Origin of the sequence: Actinoallomurus sp. CA-150999 (assembly GCF_050942425.1) — a bacterium.
GTDB lineage: Bacteria > Actinomycetota > Actinomycetes > Streptosporangiales > Streptosporangiaceae > Actinoallomurus.
Map to the genome: position 1 here is coordinate 793,186 of NZ_CP192063.1, position 17,196 is coordinate 810,381.

Below are 17,196 nucleotides of genomic sequence, written 5' to 3' on the forward strand. Positions count from 1 at the left end.
ATCAGGGATTGGGAGGGGTGGGGAACTTCGCGTTGGGAGCGATTTCAAGTACTGCGGTTTGTAGAATGATATTCGCATTGCTGGCATTCTCGGCGTCCTCGTATTTCTCGCCGGCGAGTAGCAGCTTGGCGCCGTGCTGATACATCGCTTGAGCGATCATCAGATGAAGTTCGCCTATCGTTCTTAGCGTTGTCTCGATCACCGAATTCGTTTGCGGATTTCCTGTATCAACCGGGTCGAATCCGGACATCGGCATGAGATTCTTGTAGTCAAGCGAGATCTGCTTGAACTTCCCACCGGTGTGTATCACGTCATCGATGAAAACGCTGTATCCATCTGATCTGTTAGTCATCGTCGTTCTCTCGCCATGCCTGCAGGTTGGCCTCCGTCCAGCGCGGCACGCCTTGCCTTAGCTCGGGATCGATCACAACACGCACCTTCGCCCCGGCCACCTGTACGAGCAGGTCGAGGGCGGCGATTCGGACATACGGCTGGTGGATTCCCAACTCCGCGACCAGTCGCTCCTTCGCGGTAAAGACTGCGAGCCCCGGCGAGCCGTCATCGAGTTGACGAAGTTCGAACCTGACGTGTTGTGTCTGCCCGCGCTCCGCGCGCCGGTATGGCCGGGTGGGAACGTAGACGAACGCGATAGCGTCGGCCGAGTTCGCGCCGTCCTCGCCCGAGTCTGGACTCTGCGTGTCCGTGTCCGGCCGTGTGGGAAGTGCGGCTGGCGGATCGTAGATGCCACCGGCCCCTTGCCGGGTGTTAGGCATGGCCCCCTGCCTTCGTCCGTCAGCCCCCGTCTGGTTCCCTGCCTGTCCAGAAAGCTCCGATATAGGGCATAGCTAATTGACGGTCAGTGCACGCAAACGTATCAGCCGATCGCTATATGCGTCAGCCCTTACAGGATTCGGTCCTTATGTGATCAGTCGCGGCCATTTCGAGATCATCGTCTGCGGCTAAGGCCGATGCAACACTTGGTCGTACCGACCGTGACGAACATGACGGAATTATGCGATTTGCTGATCCAAGTCGATCGTTGTTAGTCGGACCGGTCTGTCTCAGCACGATCTTCGCTGGCCGATGCTCGTACGTCCCCCGGGTTCGATGCCTCAGCACGGAACGGCCGGACAGGTCGGCTACCCGATGACCTCGGACGGCGCTAGGCTCATCGCCTTCGCGGACATGCTGCACGCATCGGTGCAGACGGCCGACCGGGTCTGGCCGATCGGGGCGAGCCGGCCACCGAGGCGTCCGCCGAAATCCGGCGCCGCATCCTTGGCCGGCTCGTCGACGAGCTGTCGATCGGCTTCGGTATCCATTTCGCCGACGTCCCATTCGGCGCGGCCCGCCGCCTCGGTGAGGCGTTCGCCTGGGAGTCTCTGGGCTAAGCCGAGACCGGCCCTATTCGGTCACGTCTCGGGATGTTTTCGGGTCGTCGACTTCCAGAATGGCCCTCGGGCCTCATCGAGGCTCGGATTCGCGCCCGAATATACATCTGGTATTCGCCGTATCGATATCGATATCCGACGAGAGTGTCGGTTACGGTGTAACCACCCTCGGGAGATGTGTGCGCTCAGGAGCGCACGGCGAATGAGTGCTCTGACGAAGCGCGAAGGATGGCGGGCTGATGGCGACAGCTCCGTACGGCTACGCGGTCGTCGATGTTGAGACGACCGGGTTGCGACCCGACTGGCAGGACCGGGTCATCGAGGTGGGCATCGTGCAGCTCGACGCCTCGGGGGACGTCACGGGTGAGTGGGCGACGCTCATCAACCCCGGGCGCGACCTGGGACCCCGCCGGATTCACCGGATCGTCGCCGCGGACATCCGGCACGCGCCCGTATTCGACGAGGTCGCGGGGACGATCGCCTCGCTCCTACGCGGGCGGGTCGGGGTCGCCCACAATCTGGCCTTCGACGCGCTGTTCATCTCGGGCGAGTTCGCCCGGCTCGGCTCCCCGGTTCCGCTCGCTTCTGAGGCGGGCGTGTGCACGATGAGGTGGGCGCCGCACTTCATGCCCGAGGCGCCGCGAAATCTGGCGGGATGCTGCGCGCTCGCCGATGTTCCGCTGAGCGGGCACCACGACGCGCTCGTCGACGCGCGTGCGGCGGCGGGGCTGCTCCGCCACTACCTCGCACTCGCCGAGGGGCGGGTTCCCTGGCCGGATCTGCTCGAGACCGCCGCGTCCGCGCCCTGGCCCGACCTGCCCAACTCAAATGCGCCCGCGGTAAGGCGCGGCGTTTCGGCCGAGCGGGACGGGCACTTCCTGGCCCGGATCCTCGACCGGATGCCACGGGTCCCCGAGCCCGCCGTGGCCGACTCCTACCTCGGCCTGCTCGACCGGGTGCTGCTCGATCGCCGGATCTCACCGACCCAGGCGGACGCGCTGGTGGAGTTCGCCGCCGCCGTCGGGCTGGGCCGCGCCGATCTCCATCGGCTGCATCACGATTATCTGGCCGCCCTCGCTCAGGCGGCTCTGGTCGACGGTGCCGTCACGCGGGCTCAGCGGGACGAACTCGTCCGCGTCGCCGCGCTCGTCGGGCTGCCACCCGGATCGGCGAGGCGGGCGCTGGAACGCGCCGCTGAGGGGAGGGCGCGCCCGTTCGACCGGTTCCGGCTGGAGCAGGGAGACCGGGTGGCGTTCACCGGCGAGGCGGAGCTCGGCCGGGACGTGCTGGAGGCGCGGGCCCGCTCGGCCGGGTACGTTCCGCATCCGCGCGTCACCAAGGAGGTGGCCCTGCTGGTGGCCGCCGACCCCGACACCCTCTCCCGCAAGGCACGCCGGGCGCGCATCTACGGCATCCCGATCGTGACGACCGGTACCTTCCTACAGCTGATCGGTCAGTAGCAGAAACCGCGCAGACCAGTCAGTAGCGGAAGCCGAACAGGCCGCCGTCCTCCCGTTCGTCGGTCATCTCGGCGCACACGTGAGGGTTCAGGCCGGGGTTCTCCCGGAGTGCGGCGTCGAGCCGGTCGGAGTCGAGGGCCGCGACGTACTGCAGCCCCTCCTCCTGGCACGTCTCCGCCGCGAGTCCGAGGGCCCTGGCGACGAGGCGCGCGTCGACGTGGTCGAAGAGATGGCTGTCGTGGACGAGGAAGTCGGGGCCGTGGCCGACGCGCTTCGCGATGACCGCCATGCAGAGGTCGAAGCAGAACAGCGCCATGGCCTGGACGTCGTGGGTGGCGTCGCCGCCGATGGTGGGCACGAACTTGTAGCCGGACTTCCGGGCCTCGATGGTCAGCGCCGCGGGCCGGCCGTCGCCGTAGAGGCGGTAGGCGTACCCGGCGTACAGGTGTGCGATGTCGACGATGTGGTCGCGCCGGTCGTGCAGATCCGCACTGATCTGCAAGGTGAGCTCGGCGGAGCGGAGCCGAAGGTGCCGGCTGGTGTTCTCCCAGCGGTCGACGATGGCGCGGCGTTCGACGAGCTCGCTCAATCGGCCGTCGATCACGGAGATCTGGCGTTGCAGCTCGCCGTACGTCTCGAACGCGCCGTCCGCCTCCAGCAGGCGCATCAGCTCGGCGCGTTCCCGGTCGAGGTCGGCCAGTTCCTGGCGTTCGCGCGAGGTCTCGCGCAACAGCCGGGCGCGCTCGGCCTGGAGGTAGCGGCGCCGGTTCGCGACGATCGAGTGATGGAACGCCCGGACCTCCTCGAAGCGGCGGGTGACGAGGTCGGGGAGTACGACGTTGACCTGGTCGAACACGTCGCGGACGAAGTCGTGGTCGGGAAGGCCCTGCTCGTCCTCGGAGATCGCCTTCTCGATGTCGTTGACGCTGCGTTCGATGACCACGAGGTGGTCGTTGATGCCGCGGATCCGTCTGCTGAGCTCGTCGACGCGCGTGCGGTGCTCGGCGTAGCGGTCCGCCGCGCGGAATTCCGCGATGTCGCTCGCGAGGGACTCCCGCTGGATCAGCAGGGTCCGGATCTGGGCGTCGAGGTCGTTGCCGCGGCCCAGGGTCATTCCCAGGATCGACTCTTTGGCGGCCTTCCGCAGCTCACGCAGGTTCCGGTCGGTCTCGCTCACCTCGCGGACCTTCGCCACCAGATCGACGTCGAGGCCGAACAGGTACGCGAGGGCGGGCTGCGTGTCGATCGCGCGCTGCTTGCGGTACGTCTCGGTCGGCGAGACGAACCCGCCCACTGTGACGTCCCGGACGTAGTAGGCGATGACCGAGCGGAAGGACGGTTCGTTGCCCCCGCCGGAGAGCCCGAACAACCCCGTACCGAGGCGGGAGCGCGCCTTCGCGAGCCTCAGGACCTCCTCGTCCAGCCGCACCGACCCGAGGTCGTCGCCGGTCCGTACGATCGTCGCGGGCCGGCCGGACAGGTCGAGGGTGAGGCCGAACTCCGCGCGGGCCAGGTCCGTACGGCGCAGCGGGTGTCCGGTGCGGATGTCGGAGCACAGTAGGAAGTCCAGGAGCCGGACAAAGCTCGTCTTGCCGACGGGATTCCTGCTGGTCCCGGCGTCGGGGGCCCGGTGCGCGACCGCGATGTTCAGGCCGTCGCCGAAGTGGGCCGTCTTGAACGCGGGCAGGTCGCTCGTGAGTTCACGCAGCACGGCTCTTCCTCATCAGTTCGCCGTCACGCTGATCGACGACGCCGATCGCGAAGAGGACATCGAGGGCCAGCGCGAACCACCAGAAGGGCAGCGCTGATTCGACGCCGCGAGCCGAACGCCATTCCTGCAGCCGATCCCATACCGCGCTGACGCTGCCCGGCTGGTCGAGCTGGACCAGAATCTGGGCACCGACCGCCAGCAGAGCCTGGTCGGCCGGTATGGATTTAGAAGGAAGCAGCACGCCGTTGCTCCTCGGGCGCCTCGAAGATCTCGCATTTTTCGAAGAAATGGGTGACGACCATGAGCGCCGCGCTGCGCTGCTGGGCCCTGTCGGGATAGCCGCCGGTTCCGAACGCCTCCTCGACGAGGTCGTCGCAGAGCGCGTGGAACACGGCGTCGGAGGAGTCGTAGACGGCGCGGTGACCCGCGAAACGCGCCTGGAGATTCTCCGACACCTGCGCCTGCTCACCGGGCGAGGCATAGGAGAAGTAGTAGTTCACATGGCCGGTGTGCACCTGGAATCGCTTGATCAATTCGGCGACCTCGGTGCCGAAGCCGTTGTGCTCGATCTTGCCGTAGACGACCTCGTGGATGGGGTTCAGATCCGGCCGCAGGCGGGTCCGGGCGAGGGACTCGACACAGCGCGCGATGTACGTCATTCCGGCGGGGTGATCGGACGGCGGCGAGCCGATGATCGTCGCGAGATGCCGCCGCGGCAGGAAAGCACAGTGGTTCCACAGGACCTGCGGCGGCCACACCTCGACGCGTACGGAGCCCTGGTACCGCTTCCGGAGCGCGATGACGGCGCGTGCCGCCATCTCGGGCAGCCCGTTCGCGTTGTTGTGCACGAACGCCCAGCGGTCCATGCTGTCACTCCAGTACTTCACGGCGGTGGCGAAATCGCTCTCCACCTTTTTCGTGACGTTCCGCTGATTCGGGTTGGTCGCGCCGTAGCAGGCCAGCATGAGCCCGCCGACCCATCCGTCGCAGCCCTTGTCGCCCCGTCCGGCCGGGTCGACCGCCATGAACTCGCCGGGATGTACCGCGTGCATCAGATCGTTGACGAACGCCTGCCATTCGAATCCGGTCTTCCTGACCGACAGAGACATGAACTGGCTGTGGAACCAAGCTCTGTCCTGATCGTCATTTGAGCTCATCGGTTCCTCGGAGAACACGAAAATAACACTGGTTTCGCATTCCATACTGCCTGCCACAACGTGTCCTTGATCAGGCGTTTTCCTCAATAGTAAGTGAACGCCGTACGGTCGTTGAGGCCTTCCGGATAACGGAATCCCGAACGCTATTAGGGTCGGGAACTATGGAGGATAAGGGAGGCCGTTATCCGCCCGCCGCCCTCTGTCCGGGGCCAGGTCGGTCAGCCGCCGATCGGTACCTCCGCCTGGTAGACCTCGCCGGTGGCCGGCACGGCCAGGGCCCACGACTTCAGCGAGCCGTGCCCCTCCCAGGGCAGGTGGTCGGAGATGCCGGTCAGCTGCTCGCTCGCGTCGCCGTTCAGCACGGTCACCTCGTTGATCGGGCCGTTCGGCATGCGGGCGCAGAAGGAGTACCACCAGATCGGCCGGTCCGGCAGCGCGTAGCCGCCGAAGAGCTGATCGGCCACGACGGCGGACGGCGGACGGTCCACGGCGGCCCGCTGTGTCGCCTGGCCCAGGCCGCCGAAGTCCCGTACGGCCAGCGGACCGTAGTGGATCCGCAGCGCCCGCTGTCCGTCGAACCGCAGGTCCGTGTGGACGTTGTGCGCGAGTTCGCTGCCGGGCAGGGCGAACGCCGCGAACACCGGGAACACGTTGTGCAGCCAGCCGTTGAGCGCGTCGGCGACCGGATGGATCCCGTCACGGGCCATGCCGACCGACTGGTCCCAGGCCGGGGTGTCATCCCACGCCGGGTGCCCGACCCCGACGGGCAGGCGGACGATGAGACCGTTCGGCTGGAGCTCCGGTGTGTCGACGGCCACGGTGAGCGCGGCGTCTGGGAGCCGGACGATCGGCCCGTCGAGATGGGCCGTTATCCCGTGGCCCTCGCGGAACATCCTGGCGAGCAACTCGGCCGTCGCTGATGCGTCCATGGGGTCCTTCCTCGCGATGTGAACGCGAAGTGAGACGTGACGACCGTTCGGCCGGGTTCCGGCGGAAGTGGCCGGGACTGGGCGACGGTGCCCCTCGTGTCCCTTCGGCAGGGAAAGACCAGGTCAGAGCTACTGGTACGCTGTGTCAAAATTTTTCCAGCCGTGTTCCGGTCACGCAAATAGTTGACCATCGCGGAGATGTGCCGCTCGTGAACGACCGCGCCGCCAGGGTGCCGTCAACGAGCCGGGCGTGTTCCACAAGATCCCCCTGAGGAGCATCCTCATGTCACGGCCCCCGTCGCAACACAAGATCGGCCGCGAGCGCCTGCTCGCGGCGGTCGGCGTGCCGATCATCGGCTCGGCCGCCCTGGTGACCCTCGCCCCGACCTCCGCGGTCGCGAGGCCCGCCTACGGCGCCGCCGGCATCACCTGGCAGGCCTGCTCGCGGTACGCCGGCGCCGGCTTCGAGGGCCCGCGCATGGATCGGATGCCCCGCGTCCGGCCGCTGATGGCCCGCCTGGAGTGCGGGACCCTGCGCGTTCCGCTGAACTATGACCAGCCGGACGGGCGGAAGATCAGCATCGCGGTGACCAGGCTGCCGGCCACCGACCCGGCGCATCGGCTGGGCAGCCTGGCGGTCAACCCCGGCGGCCCCGGCGCCAGCGGCTACCTGATGCCGATCAAGCTGATCAGGCGGAACCCGGCGAACGCGGGGCTGAACGAGCGGTACGACCTCATCGGTTTCGACCCCCGCGGAGTCGGCCGCAGCAGCAGGGTCGACTGCCCGGAACTGAGGCGCACGGTCGCACCGCCGCACGGGCCGCTGACCGAGCAGGCCGTCAGGCAGGCGTACGCGCGGCAGGTCGCGGCCAACCAGGCGTGCGCGAAACACGACCCGGCCTTCCTCTCTCACCTGACCACCGCCAACGTGGCGCGCGACCTCGATCAGATCCGCGCCGCGCTGGGGGAGACCACGATCAGCTACCTCGGCACCTCGTGGGGGACCGCGCTCGGCGCGAACTACCGCAGCCTGTTCCCGACCAGGGTGGCCCGGATGTGGCTGGACAGCGTGATGGGACCGGACTTCCGGCTGGACGCCTACGGGGACACCACCGCCCAGGCCAAGGAGCTGAACTTCTCGCGGCAGGCCGCGTGGATCGCGAAGCGGAACGCCAGGTACGGGCTCGGCACCACGCCCGAAACGGTCAAGGCCGCCGTACTGCGTCTGGAGCGCGCCTACGACGCCGACCCGAAGAGGTACGCTCACGCCTTCATCGACGGTGGCATGATCGCTCGCCTGGCATCCCAGGCGAGTGGGCACTGGGCACTGGCCGCGGAGGCGCTCAGGGCGCTGACGAATCCGCCCGGCCCCGTCGCGTCGCCCGCGCTGGCAAGGATCTTCGAGACGTTGAACCCGCCGGACGCGTCCGACGGGGACGACAACGTCATGTTCCGGGCGACGGTCTGTAACGAGGAGGCCGGGCGGCGTGACTTCGCCTCCGCGTGGGCCGCGTACCAGCGGCGCCTGGCCCGTTACCCGATCACCAGCCGGCACGCCGACCCTGTGCCCACCTGCGCGGGATGGCCTTTCCCCGTGCAGCGGTGGCCGCTGAAGGCCGGAGGCGGGTCGCTCCAGCTGTCCGCCCACCGGTACGAGACCACCACGCCGTACGTCTGGGCGAAGCAGATGCAGGCCCTGATCGGCGGGACGGTGCTGACCGTCGACGACGACGTCCACGCCTCCGCCGTCCAGGCCCCCGAGTGCGCGGCCCACATCGTGGCCTACTTCGACACCGGACGCCCCGACGCCGGCCGGTGCCCAGGTGCCCCGGAGCCGCCGGACGCCCCGTGAGGCCGTCGAACGCCGAGGCCGTGCCCGGTCCGACCGGGCACGGCCACCCGCTCGCCGCCGCCGAGGCGGCGGAGGATTAGGTCGCCGGGACCCCGCAGATGCGTACGAGCTCTCCCGCCGCCCATCGGATGGACGGGTGCTCGTCATCCCGCAGGTGAAGGAGTGAGGGGACCGCGGCCATGACCGCGTCGCGCTCCTCGCCGGGGCCGTCGGCGATGTCCGCGATGAGGAGCAGCAGGGTGTTGCGCGCCCCGTTCGTGGGGATGAGCATCCGTTCCACCAGGAACGGCACCGCGGGGGCGGCCGCGGCGATGGAATCGTGTTTGGAAACCAGGAGCTCGTAGAGCCTCTTGACCGCGGCCTGAGCGGCGTCCTCGTCGTCGGAGGCCACCTTGGCGATCAGGCCGGGGATCTCGTATCCGGGGCCGCGCTTCGTCCAGAGGGACGCCCAGTCGATCTCGTCGACCCGCAGCCGGAACCTGCGGGCCGGCCACAGCCGGTCCAGGTCGAGCCGGAGCGCCGCGGTGCCCTGGCCGGTGGTCACGTACAGCAGCCCGTCGGAGTCCAGGGCGAGGGCCTCGACGCCGGTACCGATCCGCAGGTCCGCGACATCCATGGAGCGCAGGTCCCAGACGCGCGTCAGCCCGTCCGCCCAGGCGGCGGCCAGGGCCGGGCCGGTCTCCAACTGCGTGGAGGTGAGCGCGGCGACGGGCGACCTTCGCCGGTCGAACGCCGCCCGTGAATTTTCGCGGCCGGGCACCCAGTGGCGGAGCACCCCATGGGCGTCGCCGCTCACGACGGCGCGGCCGCCGTACGTCGGCTGGAAGCAGGTGACGGCCGTCACGGGCGCGCGGTGCAGCACCTGGTCCACGGTCTCTGAGCCGTCGGCCGCCCAGACGTGGACGCGGCCGGTGGAGTCTCCCGCGACGGCCGTCGTCTCGTCCTGGTCGGCGGCGGCCGCCGTGCGCCCCGGCAGTTCGCCGAGCCCGGGGATGTCGGGGATGACCGTCACCGGTGGTGTGGCCGCGGTCGAGATGGCCGTCCAGCGGAGCCGGTCGTCCGTGCCGCCCTCGGTGAAGGACGCGGGGCCGAGATCCTCGACGGGAAGCGGCACCTCGCTCGGCTTCCCGAGCTCCTTGTCCGTCCAGCTGAGACCCAGGGTCTCCGCGACCTGGACGACGGCCTCGCGGGTCCGGCCCTGGATCACGATCGCGTAGTCGGCGCCCGGGCCCCGGCCGTGGCGGATGAGCGCGTCGGGAGCGCCGTAGGTGAGGGCGTCGGTGCCCATCTCCTGCCAGGGCAGCAGGCCCAGGTCCCGGTACGACGCCTGGAGCCGCTCGACGATCGCGGGGTCGTCGTCGACGACCGTACGGCGGACCCGCAGGGTCCAGCCGAAGTGCGCGGGGAGCCGTTCCATGGCCAGTTGCAGGAAGAACTCGGAGATGGAACGGCTCTGCACCACCCAGCCGTCATGGGTGTTGACCATGACCTTCGGGTCGGGAAGGCGCGCCTCGGAAGCGAGGTAACCCCACTGGTTGACGTACTGGTACTCGGCCATGATGACGCGGATCTCGTCATCCGGCGGATTCTCGACCGAGTCGGGCCCGGACGGCGGCCACTGCGAGTGCGTCCAGTACAGGCGTGGCCGGAAGGCGAAGGAGTTGACGGGGGAGTCCCACCATTCCACGAGCGCCGCCGGGATCGGATCCGACTCGTCGAGTTCGTATCCCGGCGCCTCGCCCTCTCGCGTCACGAGGGGTTCGCCGCCGGGATCCTCGTAGCCCCACTCGCGCTGCACCTCGTCGAGCAACTCCCAGCGCGTACGCTGCCGGGCGAGCCGTTCCGGGAACCGTCCGTAGTCGATGATCTCCGCCATGTGAGCATCCTAGGAACGTTCCATGGTAAAGATCGCAAAATCGCGGATTTTCCGGCGAGACCTTGGCCACTGGATGCGAGCCGCCCGCCGGAGCGCAGCGGCTCCGTGCCTGCGACGCGAGACCCGTTCCGGCCGGGCTCCGAGCGCGCGGAGGTTCAGCCGCGCCAGGGCGGCGCCGCGTGGAACGCCGGGTGCACCTCGATCGTCGGAGCCATGGTCTGCAGGAGCCGGCGGGCGCGGGACAGCGGATGCTGCGGGAAGTGCTGGTCCCACCACGGATCCTCGGACCAGTTGCGCGGGAGACCGCCCTGGACCTCGGGCGCGTACGGGTGCTGGGCCCAGTACCCCATCATCTCGTCGGGCGTACGGCCCTTCCCGTGTTCGGCCATGAAACGGTCGAACGCGGTCGCGTCGCGCATCCCGGTCACACCCTGTTCGACGCACAGGAATTTGAAGACCAGGCTGCGGTCGGCCCGCGGCAGGGTGAAGGACGCGATGTAGGCCACGCCGGGCCGGTCGGGCAGCGGCAGCTTGACGATCTGCTGGATCGTCGGGAGGCCGTGCAGGGTGACCAGGTCGAATTCGATCAGGCCTCCGCCGGAGGCGGCCGTGCGGGCGACAGTGTCGCGCCGAAGCTTGTCCAGGTCCTCCAGCGGCGCCGTCAGGTCGGGAGGGATGTCGAAGACGTGCAGCTCGGCGATGTCGCCGTCGGAGTTCTGGAAGGCACCGGGCTTCAGTTGCTCCCAGCCGGTCGGGTCGAAGCGTAGAGACATGAGGCGGCAGCTTAGCCAAAAGGGACATTCGACACTGATCCGACCCACTGCGCATCACGTCGCCATCCGGTCGCACGCGGAAGGTCGTCTCGTGCGGGCGGAAGGTCGTCTCGCGTGAGCGGAAGGTCGTCTTGCGCGAGCGGGAGGTCGTCTTGCGCGAGCGTGGGCATAGGGTTGCGAGACGTTCGCGTGTCGTGGAGAGGTCGGCTCACGACATGCTGATGCGACCTCTGGCGGATCATGGACAAGCTCGCTGAGTTCACGGAGAACAGGCCGCGGCTGTTCGGCCTGGCGTATCGGCTGCTCGGAGAGGCCGCCGAGGCCGAGGACGTCCTGCAGGACGCCTACCTGCGGTGGGAGGCGAGCGGGCCGGTCGAGGTTCCGGCGGCGTGGCTGACCAAGGTGGTCACGAACCTTTGCCTGAGCCGTCTCAACTCGGCGCGCGCCCGCCGGGAGAAGTACGTGGGTCCGTGGCTGCCCGAACCGGTGTTCACCGACGACGGCCGGCTCGGACCGCTCGAGACGGTCGAGCAGCGGGAGTCGCTCTCGCTCGGTGTGCTCGTACTCCTGGAGCGGCTGACGCCCGCCGAGCGGGCGGCGTTCGTGCTGCGGGAGGCGTTCGGCTACCGGCATGGGGACGTCGCCGACGTACTCGACATCGACGAGGCGCACGCCCGGCAGCTCTACCGGCGGGCCCGCGAGCACGTGGGCGAACACCGGCGGCGCTTCGCCGAACGCCCCGGGCAGCGCGAGGAGATCGTGCGCCGCTTCGTCGCCGCGGCCGGGGACGGCGACGTCGCCGGCCTGGAGCGGCTGCTCGCCGAGGACGTCATCGCCTGGTCGGACGGCGGAGGCAAGACCTCGGCCGCGCGGCGCCCGGTCGTGGGGCCGGCCGCCGTCGCGCGCCTGTACTGCGGGCTGGCCAACCACCCGCGCGCGGTCGACATCGAGGTATCGATCCAGGCGGTCAACGGCGAACCGGCGATCGTCGTGCACCAGGCGGGCGAGCTGTACCTGATCATCTCCCTCGACGTCGCCGGAGACCGGATCGTCGGCGTACGCGGCGTCCTCAACCCCGACAAGCTCGCGTACGCGTCGGCGCAGGAGACCCGAGCCGACCCCCGGCAGGTGTGAGCGACACCGTACGCGCAGCAGACCCCGGGTCGCGGTGGACGTGAGTGAGACCGTACGCGCAGCAGACCCCGGGTCGCGGTGGACGTGAGTGAGACCGTACGCGCAGCAGAGCTCGGGGCGCGGTAGGCGCGTCAGCGGCACCGTACGCGTGGCAGACCCCCCGGGGGGCAGGTGCGAGCGGCGCGGGACGCGCAGCAGGTCCCGCCTCGACGCGGTGCCGGGCGTGCGAGACGTGACCGTGGCGCGGCGGGTGTGAGCACGGTCACCAGGCGCGATCGTCACGAAACGGCACGGCTGCCGAGTCACCCCCTTGACGGCACATCGTCGACAGAGGGGAGCGTGAGATGACGGCGCGCATTCTGGTTCTCGGCGCGGGCTACGCGGGGCTGGTCGCGGCCGGGCTGATGGCGCGGCACCGGGACGCCCGGGTGACGTTGGTGAACGCGCGCGACCGGTTCGTGGAGCGCGTACGGCTGCACCAGGTCGCGACCGGTCAGCGGATACGGACGCGGCCGATCGTGGAACTGCTCGACGGTAAGCCCGTGGACTTCGTCGTCGGCCGGGTCACCGCGATCGACGCCGTGGGGCGCGAGGTCGAGCTGGCCGACGGGCGGCGGCTCGGCTACGACACCCTCGTCTACGCACTCGGCAGCAGCGGTTCCAACGCCGGCGCCGTGCCCGGGGCGGTCGAGCACGGCTACCCCCTCGCCACCGACGAGGACGCCGAACGGCTGCGGGAGCGGCTCGCCGGCGACGGCACGGTCGCGGTGGTCGGCGGCGGGCTGACCGGTATCGAGGCGGCGGCCGAGCTGGGAGAGACGCGACCGCGAGGGACGGTGCGGCTGGTGACCGCCGACCGGCTCGGCCCGGCGCTGTCCGAACGAGGCCGCAGGCACCTTCGGCGCGTCTTCGGCCGGCTCGGCGTGGACGTCCGGGAGAACACCCGGGTCGCCGAGGTTTGCGCGGACGGCCTGTCGCCGGCCGACGGTGAGAAGCTCCCGGCGGACATCGTCGTGTGGGCCGCCGGCTTCCGGGTATCCGTGCTGGCCCGTGACGCGGGGTTCGCGGTGGACGAGCAGGGGCGGATGGTCGTGGACTCGGCGTTGCGCTCGGTGTCGCATCCGGAGGTGTACGCGATCGGCGACGCGGCAGTCCTGCGGCGGCCGGACGGGCACGAGCTGCGGATGGCGTGTGCCACCGCGCTGCCGTCCGCCCGCCAGGTGGCGCGCGCGGTGGGCGCCGACCTGGCCGGGCGCGAGCCGGGCCCGTTCAAGTTCCGGTACGTCAACCAGTGCATCAGCCTGGGGCGGCGCGACGCCCTGGTGCAGTACGTCCGGGCCGACGACAGCCCGGTGGAACTCGTCCTCACCGGCCGGATCGCCGTCCTGTACAAGGAGGTGATCGTACGGGGGGCGTTCGCCGCGCAACGCCATCCCGCGATGGTCGTACTGACCCCCGGTGGCGGCCCATCCTGAGCCCGGATCGGCCGCGCCGCAGACCCGGCGCGGCCGACGCGGGAGTCGCCCGGCCGGTCGCGGCGCGGATGGATCGCGTCGCCCGTCGTCGGCCGGGCACGTTGGCGGCGTGGATGGATCGCGTCGCCTGTCGTCGGCCGGGCCTGTCGGCGGCGTGGATGGATCGCGTCGCCCGTCGCCCGTCGTCCGCCGGGCCCGTCGGCGGCGCGGTGGGTGGGCCGAATATTTTTCTGCCCGTTGTCGATTTCGGCGGGGGCCGCGTGTCGTGATTGATGACGGGAGCCGTTTGGCGGCTCGAGTGACACGCGAGGGAGACCGGAATGTCCAAGGACTTCGAGGTGTGCTGGGAGGGACGGCTGCCCGCCGCCCCCGAGGTGGTCTGGGACGCGATCACCGTGCACTGCGGCGGCTGGCTGTGGCCGATCGCGTACGAGCCGGGCGTCGGCGGCACCGAAGCGGGTCTGACGGCGGCCGGCGGGACGGTGACCACGTGGGAGCCGTCGCGGCACTTCGCCACGCGCGCGACCGACGGTACGGGGTTCAACGAGCTCGACTACCGGCTCGAGCCCAGCGGTACGGGCACCTACCTGCTGTACCGGCACCGCGGTGTGATGGGCGGAGACTACGCGCTGGAGCTCGACGCCTGCCGGCGGCACACGGCCTTCTACTACCACTCGCTCGGGCAGTACGTACGGCACTTCGCCGGCCGGGAGGCCGTGTACGGCACCGCCGAGGCACCCGAGATCTCCGCACACGGCGGGTTCGCGACGCTGCGGCGGGCCCTGGGCGTCGCGGACGACGTCGCCGTCGGGGACCGGGTACGGCTGACCCCGGTCGGCCCGGCGCCGATCGAGGGCGTCGTCGACTACGCGGACGAGACGTTCCTCGGCGTACGCGGGGCCGACGCGTTGTACCGCTTCTACGGGCGCGACGCCTGGAAGTGGCCGGTCGGCGTGGCACTCCACCTCTTCGCCGATGGCGGCGACGCGGCGGTCGGAGAGACTTGGCAGACCTGGCTGGACGGTGTCTTCGCGACCGAGGCGGTGGCGTGATGGCCCAGTACGCGGTGCTCATCTACGAACGTGAGACGTCCGCCGACCTCCCGCCGGAGGTCCTGCGGGAGCATGAACGTCTGCCGGAGCGCATCGCCGAGCAGGGCGGCCGGGTCGTCGCCGGGATGGCGCTCGAGCCGAGCGGGACGGCCACCGCGATCCGCGGGAGCCTGGTCACGGACGGCCCGTTCATCGAGACCAAGGAGGCGCTGGCCGGGGTGTTCGTCATCGAGGCCCGCGATCTGGACCACGCGCTGGCCCTGGCCCGGCTGACGCCGATCGTCAGCGGCGGTGTCGAGGTCAGGCCGCTGGTCGGTTTCCACGTACAGGAGGAGAGCTGAGCGACGTCGAACGGGCGGTCGCCGACGCGCACCGTCGCGAGTGGGCGTACGTGCTCGCCGCGACGGTGCGTACGACGCGCGACCTCGACGCCGCCGAGGAGGCCGTCCAGGACGCGTACATCCAGGCGCTGACCACCTGGGCACGCGACGGCGTGCCCGACCGGCCCGGCGCGTGGCTGACCACCGTCGCCCGACGGATCGCGCTCAACGCCCTCCGCCGCCGGCGGGCGTTGCAGGCCAGGCTTCCGCTGCTCGTGGAGGAGGAGAGCGATGAGATGCCCGACCCCGACACCATCCCCGACGACCGCCTACGGCTGATCTTCACGTGCTGCCATCCGGCACTGGCACCCGAGGCACAGATCGCGCTCACGCTGCGGCTGGTATGCGGGGTGACGACGGCGGACCTCGCGAAGGCGTTCCTCGTCGCCGAGGCGACGATGGCCGCCCGGCTCACGCGGGCCAAGAAGAAGATCACCGCAGCGCGCATCCCGTACGCCGTGCCGGCGGCCGGTGAGCTGCCCGCGCGTGTCGACGCGGTGCTCACCGTCATCCACCTGCTGTACGCCACCGGACACACCGCGCCCTCGGGGACCGACCTCGTCCGCGAAGAGCTCACCGGCCGAGCGCTCGACCTGGCCCGGATGCTGCGCCTGCTGCTCCCGGACGACGGCGAGGTCGCCGGCCTGCTGGCGTTGCTCCTCGCCCAGCATGCCCGCCGGGCCACGCGGACGGACGGGCAGGGCCGGCTGGTGCGCCTGGCGGACCAGGACCGCTCCCGATGGGACCGCGGGCTGATCGCCGAGGCGGACCGGCTCGTCGTCGGGGTGCTGCGGGCCGGTCCGCCGGGGCGTTTCACACTGCAGGCGGCGATCGCGGCGCTGCACGCCCAGGCCCCCGACTACGCGGGGACCGACTGGCCGCAGATCCTGACGCTGTACGACGAACTGCTGCGGATCTGGCCGTCCCCGGTCGTCGCGCTGAACCGGGCGGTGGCGGTCTCAATGGCCGACGGACCGCAGGCCGCGCTCGCCGAGGTGGAGGCGCTCGAACGCGACGGCCGGTTGGCCGGCTACCACTACCTGCCCGCCACGAAGGCGGATCTCCTGCACCGGCTCGGGCGCGACGAGGAGGCGGTCGAGCAGTACGAGGCGGCCCTCGCCCTCAGCGGCAACGCCGCCGAACGCGAGTTCCTCACCGAACGCATCCGGTCGGCCGGACACTGAACGCACGAAGCCCGATCGGCGTGGCATCGGCCAGCGGCCGTACGAAGGCCAGGCCGTCCGTACGGCGGGGCGACCGCGAATCCCGTCGCTCGGGTGTCGGCCGGGTCAGGGGATGACGTCGGCGCTGATGGTCGTGGTGGAGGTCCGGCAGGTGGACATCCGGCCGGTGATGCTCGCCTGGGCGGCCGAGTTACTGGCGCAGAGCCATCCCCGGACCGTCGCCACGCCGGCGCTGCCCTGCTTCGGAGTGTCCCTCCGGTAGTAGGTGCGGAAGACGGCCACCGCCGTCGCGCAGGCGACGCGCCCTTTCAGCACGCCGACCGCGGCCGTGGGGCCGTTGCCCGGGGGCTGGACCGTACCGCAGTTGGTCCTCGGGCCGGCGAGCTTCGGCTGGTGGGCGGAGCGCGACGGGGAGGCGGGCCGGTGCGACTTGGTATGAGTCGGGGTCGGAGTGATCGTGGGGCTCGCCGTGGGGCTCGCGATGGAGGACGACGGGGAGGCTTTCGGGGCGGCGCCGGGCTCGGAACCGTCGCGGCAGGCGTTCAAGGCGAGCAGAAGGAGCGGGAGGAGGACAAGGGCGCGACGATGCACAGGCGAGGACCCCCGGGGACGACTGCAAGATCGGGACAGTTTCCCAGACGCATCGTTTCTCGTCGGATCCGGGGCGTAGCGCGCTTCGTCGGTAGCGCGCGGCGAGGCAGAGCCCGATGGGTCCTCATCAGCCGGCGCATCTCTCCTCTTCCGGCCCGGTGGTGCGGCTTGCCCGAAGTCCGCCTGGAGGGTGATGAAACCATGGAAGAGCAGCTCAACAGCCTGATGTGG

At 70.1% G+C, this 17,196-nt stretch carries 17 protein-coding genes; 7 read left to right on the plus strand and 10 right to left on the minus strand.

Annotated elements, in window-relative coordinates; all coding sequences use genetic code 11:
- Position 1 precedes the first annotated feature (1 nt).
- From ACQP2O_RS03885 to ACQP2O_RS03895, 3 genes are all read right to left on the minus strand, one after another.
- On the minus strand, positions 2-352 hold the full coding sequence (locus tag ACQP2O_RS03885) for a DUF6317 family protein (protein WP_433179935.1): 351 nt from the start codon (positions 350-352) through the stop codon (positions 2-4).
- A complete protein-coding gene (locus tag ACQP2O_RS03890) occupies positions 345-773 on the minus strand; it encodes a hypothetical protein (protein ID WP_433179937.1) in 429 nt (142 codons plus the stop codon). Before ACQP2O_RS03890 ends, ACQP2O_RS03885 begins: the two co-directional genes overlap by 8 nt.
- 366 nt (positions 774-1,139) lie before the next feature.
- Complete coding sequence (locus tag ACQP2O_RS03895) at positions 1,140-1,322, minus strand: hypothetical protein (RefSeq protein WP_433179939.1); 183 nt, start codon at positions 1,320-1,322, stop codon at positions 1,140-1,142.
- 308 nt (positions 1,323-1,630) lie between these two features.
- Here ACQP2O_RS03895 and ACQP2O_RS03900 point away from each other — a divergent pair, with 308 nt between their 5' ends.
- On the plus strand, positions 1,631-2,851 hold the full coding sequence (locus ACQP2O_RS03900; protein ID WP_433179941.1) for an exonuclease domain-containing protein: 1,221 nt from the start codon (positions 1,631-1,633) through the stop codon (positions 2,849-2,851).
- A 19-nt stretch (positions 2,852-2,870) separates the two neighbouring features.
- Here the strand turns inward: ACQP2O_RS03900 and ACQP2O_RS03905 are convergent, their stop codons facing one another.
- From ACQP2O_RS03905 to ACQP2O_RS03920, 4 genes are all read right to left on the minus strand, one after another.
- Positions 2,871-4,562 (minus strand): ABC-three component system protein, encoded by a 1,692-nt coding sequence (locus ACQP2O_RS03905; RefSeq protein ID WP_433179943.1) that lies wholly within the window; start codon positions 4,560-4,562, stop codon positions 2,871-2,873.
- Entirely contained in the window at positions 4,552-4,803 is a 252-nt protein-coding gene (locus ACQP2O_RS03910; RefSeq protein WP_433179945.1) for an ABC-three component system middle component 6, read from the minus strand. Before ACQP2O_RS03910 ends, ACQP2O_RS03905 begins: the two co-directional genes overlap by 11 nt.
- Entirely contained in the window at positions 4,787-5,776 is a 990-nt protein-coding gene (locus tag ACQP2O_RS03915; protein WP_433179947.1) for an ABC-three component system protein, read from the minus strand. The genes ACQP2O_RS03910 and ACQP2O_RS03915 overlap by 17 nt, the downstream gene beginning before the upstream one ends.
- Positions 5,777-5,937: 161 nt before the next feature.
- Positions 5,938-6,648, minus strand: a complete 711-nt coding sequence (locus ACQP2O_RS03920; RefSeq protein WP_433179949.1) for a hypothetical protein — start codon at positions 6,646-6,648, stop codon at positions 5,938-5,940.
- 283 nt (positions 6,649-6,931) lie between these two features.
- Here ACQP2O_RS03920 and ACQP2O_RS03925 point away from each other — a divergent pair, with 283 nt between their 5' ends.
- Positions 6,932-8,500, plus strand: coding sequence for an alpha/beta fold hydrolase (locus ACQP2O_RS03925; RefSeq protein ID WP_433179951.1), 1,569 nt, complete (start codon positions 6,932-6,934; stop codon positions 8,498-8,500).
- A gap of 76 nt (positions 8,501-8,576) precedes the next feature.
- Here the strand turns inward: ACQP2O_RS03925 and ACQP2O_RS03930 are convergent, their stop codons facing one another.
- Complete coding sequence (locus ACQP2O_RS03930) at positions 8,577-10,376, minus strand: hypothetical protein (protein WP_433179953.1); 1,800 nt, start codon at positions 10,374-10,376, stop codon at positions 8,577-8,579.
- 155 nt (positions 10,377-10,531) lie between these two features.
- The gene (locus ACQP2O_RS03935) at positions 10,532-11,149 is read right to left on the minus strand and encodes a hypothetical protein (protein WP_433179955.1); all 618 of its coding nucleotides are present in this window, start codon (positions 11,147-11,149) and stop codon (positions 10,532-10,534) included.
- A 240-nt stretch (positions 11,150-11,389) separates the two neighbouring features.
- Here ACQP2O_RS03935 and sigJ point away from each other — a divergent pair, with 240 nt between their 5' ends.
- From sigJ to ACQP2O_RS03960, 5 genes are all read left to right on the plus strand, one after another.
- Positions 11,390-12,283, plus strand: coding sequence for an RNA polymerase sigma factor SigJ (gene sigJ / locus ACQP2O_RS03940; RefSeq protein WP_433179956.1), 894 nt, complete (start codon positions 11,390-11,392; stop codon positions 12,281-12,283).
- Between the two features lie 344 nt (positions 12,284-12,627).
- Positions 12,628-13,758, plus strand: coding sequence for an NAD(P)/FAD-dependent oxidoreductase (locus tag ACQP2O_RS03945; protein ID WP_433179958.1), 1,131 nt, complete (start codon positions 12,628-12,630; stop codon positions 13,756-13,758).
- A gap of 320 nt (positions 13,759-14,078) precedes the next feature.
- Complete coding sequence (locus tag ACQP2O_RS03950) at positions 14,079-14,810, plus strand: hypothetical protein (protein WP_433179960.1); 732 nt, start codon at positions 14,079-14,081, stop codon at positions 14,808-14,810.
- The gene (locus ACQP2O_RS03955; RefSeq protein ID WP_433179962.1) at positions 14,810-15,151 is read left to right on the plus strand and encodes a YciI family protein; all 342 of its coding nucleotides are present in this window, start codon (positions 14,810-14,812) and stop codon (positions 15,149-15,151) included. Before ACQP2O_RS03950 ends, ACQP2O_RS03955 begins: the two co-directional genes overlap by 1 nt.
- Positions 15,152-15,201: 50 nt before the next feature.
- Positions 15,202-16,374: an RNA polymerase sigma factor gene (locus tag ACQP2O_RS03960; protein WP_433179964.1), complete on the plus strand. Its 1,173-nt coding sequence runs from the start codon at positions 15,202-15,204 to the stop codon at positions 16,372-16,374.
- Between the two features lie 105 nt (positions 16,375-16,479).
- Here the strand turns inward: ACQP2O_RS03960 and ACQP2O_RS03965 are convergent, their stop codons facing one another.
- Positions 16,480-16,965 carry a hypothetical protein gene (locus ACQP2O_RS03965; protein ID WP_433179966.1) on the minus strand — a complete coding sequence of 162 codons (486 nt, stop codon included), beginning with the start codon at positions 16,963-16,965 and terminating at the stop codon, positions 16,480-16,482.
- Positions 16,966-17,196 lie beyond the last annotated feature (231 nt).

Coding starts and splice junctions, on each gene's coding strand:
- ACQP2O_RS03925 (WP_433179951.1), top strand. CDS start 6,932: ATGTCACGGCCCCCGTCGCAACACAAGATCGGCCGCGAGCGCCTGCTC.
- ACQP2O_RS03950 (WP_433179960.1), top strand. CDS start 14,079: ATGTCCAAGGACTTCGAGGTGTGCTGGGAGGGACGGCTGCCCGCCGCC.
- ACQP2O_RS03890 (WP_433179937.1), bottom strand. CDS start 773: ATGCCTAACACCCGGCAAGGGGCCGGTGGCATCTACGATCCGCCAGCC.
- sigJ (WP_433179956.1), top strand. CDS start 11,390: ATGGACAAGCTCGCTGAGTTCACGGAGAACAGGCCGCGGCTGTTCGGC.
- ACQP2O_RS03945 (WP_433179958.1), top strand. CDS start 12,628: ATGACGGCGCGCATTCTGGTTCTCGGCGCGGGCTACGCGGGGCTGGTC.
- ACQP2O_RS03930 (WP_433179953.1), bottom strand. CDS start 10,376: ATGGCGGAGATCATCGACTACGGACGGTTCCCGGAACGGCTCGCCCGG.
- ACQP2O_RS03935 (WP_433179955.1), bottom strand. CDS start 11,149: ATGTCTCTACGCTTCGACCCGACCGGCTGGGAGCAACTGAAGCCCGGT.
- ACQP2O_RS03920 (WP_433179949.1), bottom strand. CDS start 6,648: ATGGACGCATCAGCGACGGCCGAGTTGCTCGCCAGGATGTTCCGCGAG.
- ACQP2O_RS03885 (WP_433179935.1), bottom strand. CDS start 352: ATGACTAACAGATCAGATGGATACAGCGTTTTCATCGATGACGTGATA.
- ACQP2O_RS03895 (WP_433179939.1), bottom strand. CDS start 1,322: ATGGATACCGAAGCCGATCGACAGCTCGTCGACGAGCCGGCCAAGGAT.
- ACQP2O_RS03955 (WP_433179962.1), top strand. CDS start 14,810: ATGGCCCAGTACGCGGTGCTCATCTACGAACGTGAGACGTCCGCCGAC.
- ACQP2O_RS03900 (WP_433179941.1), top strand. CDS start 1,631: ATGGCGACAGCTCCGTACGGCTACGCGGTCGTCGATGTTGAGACGACC.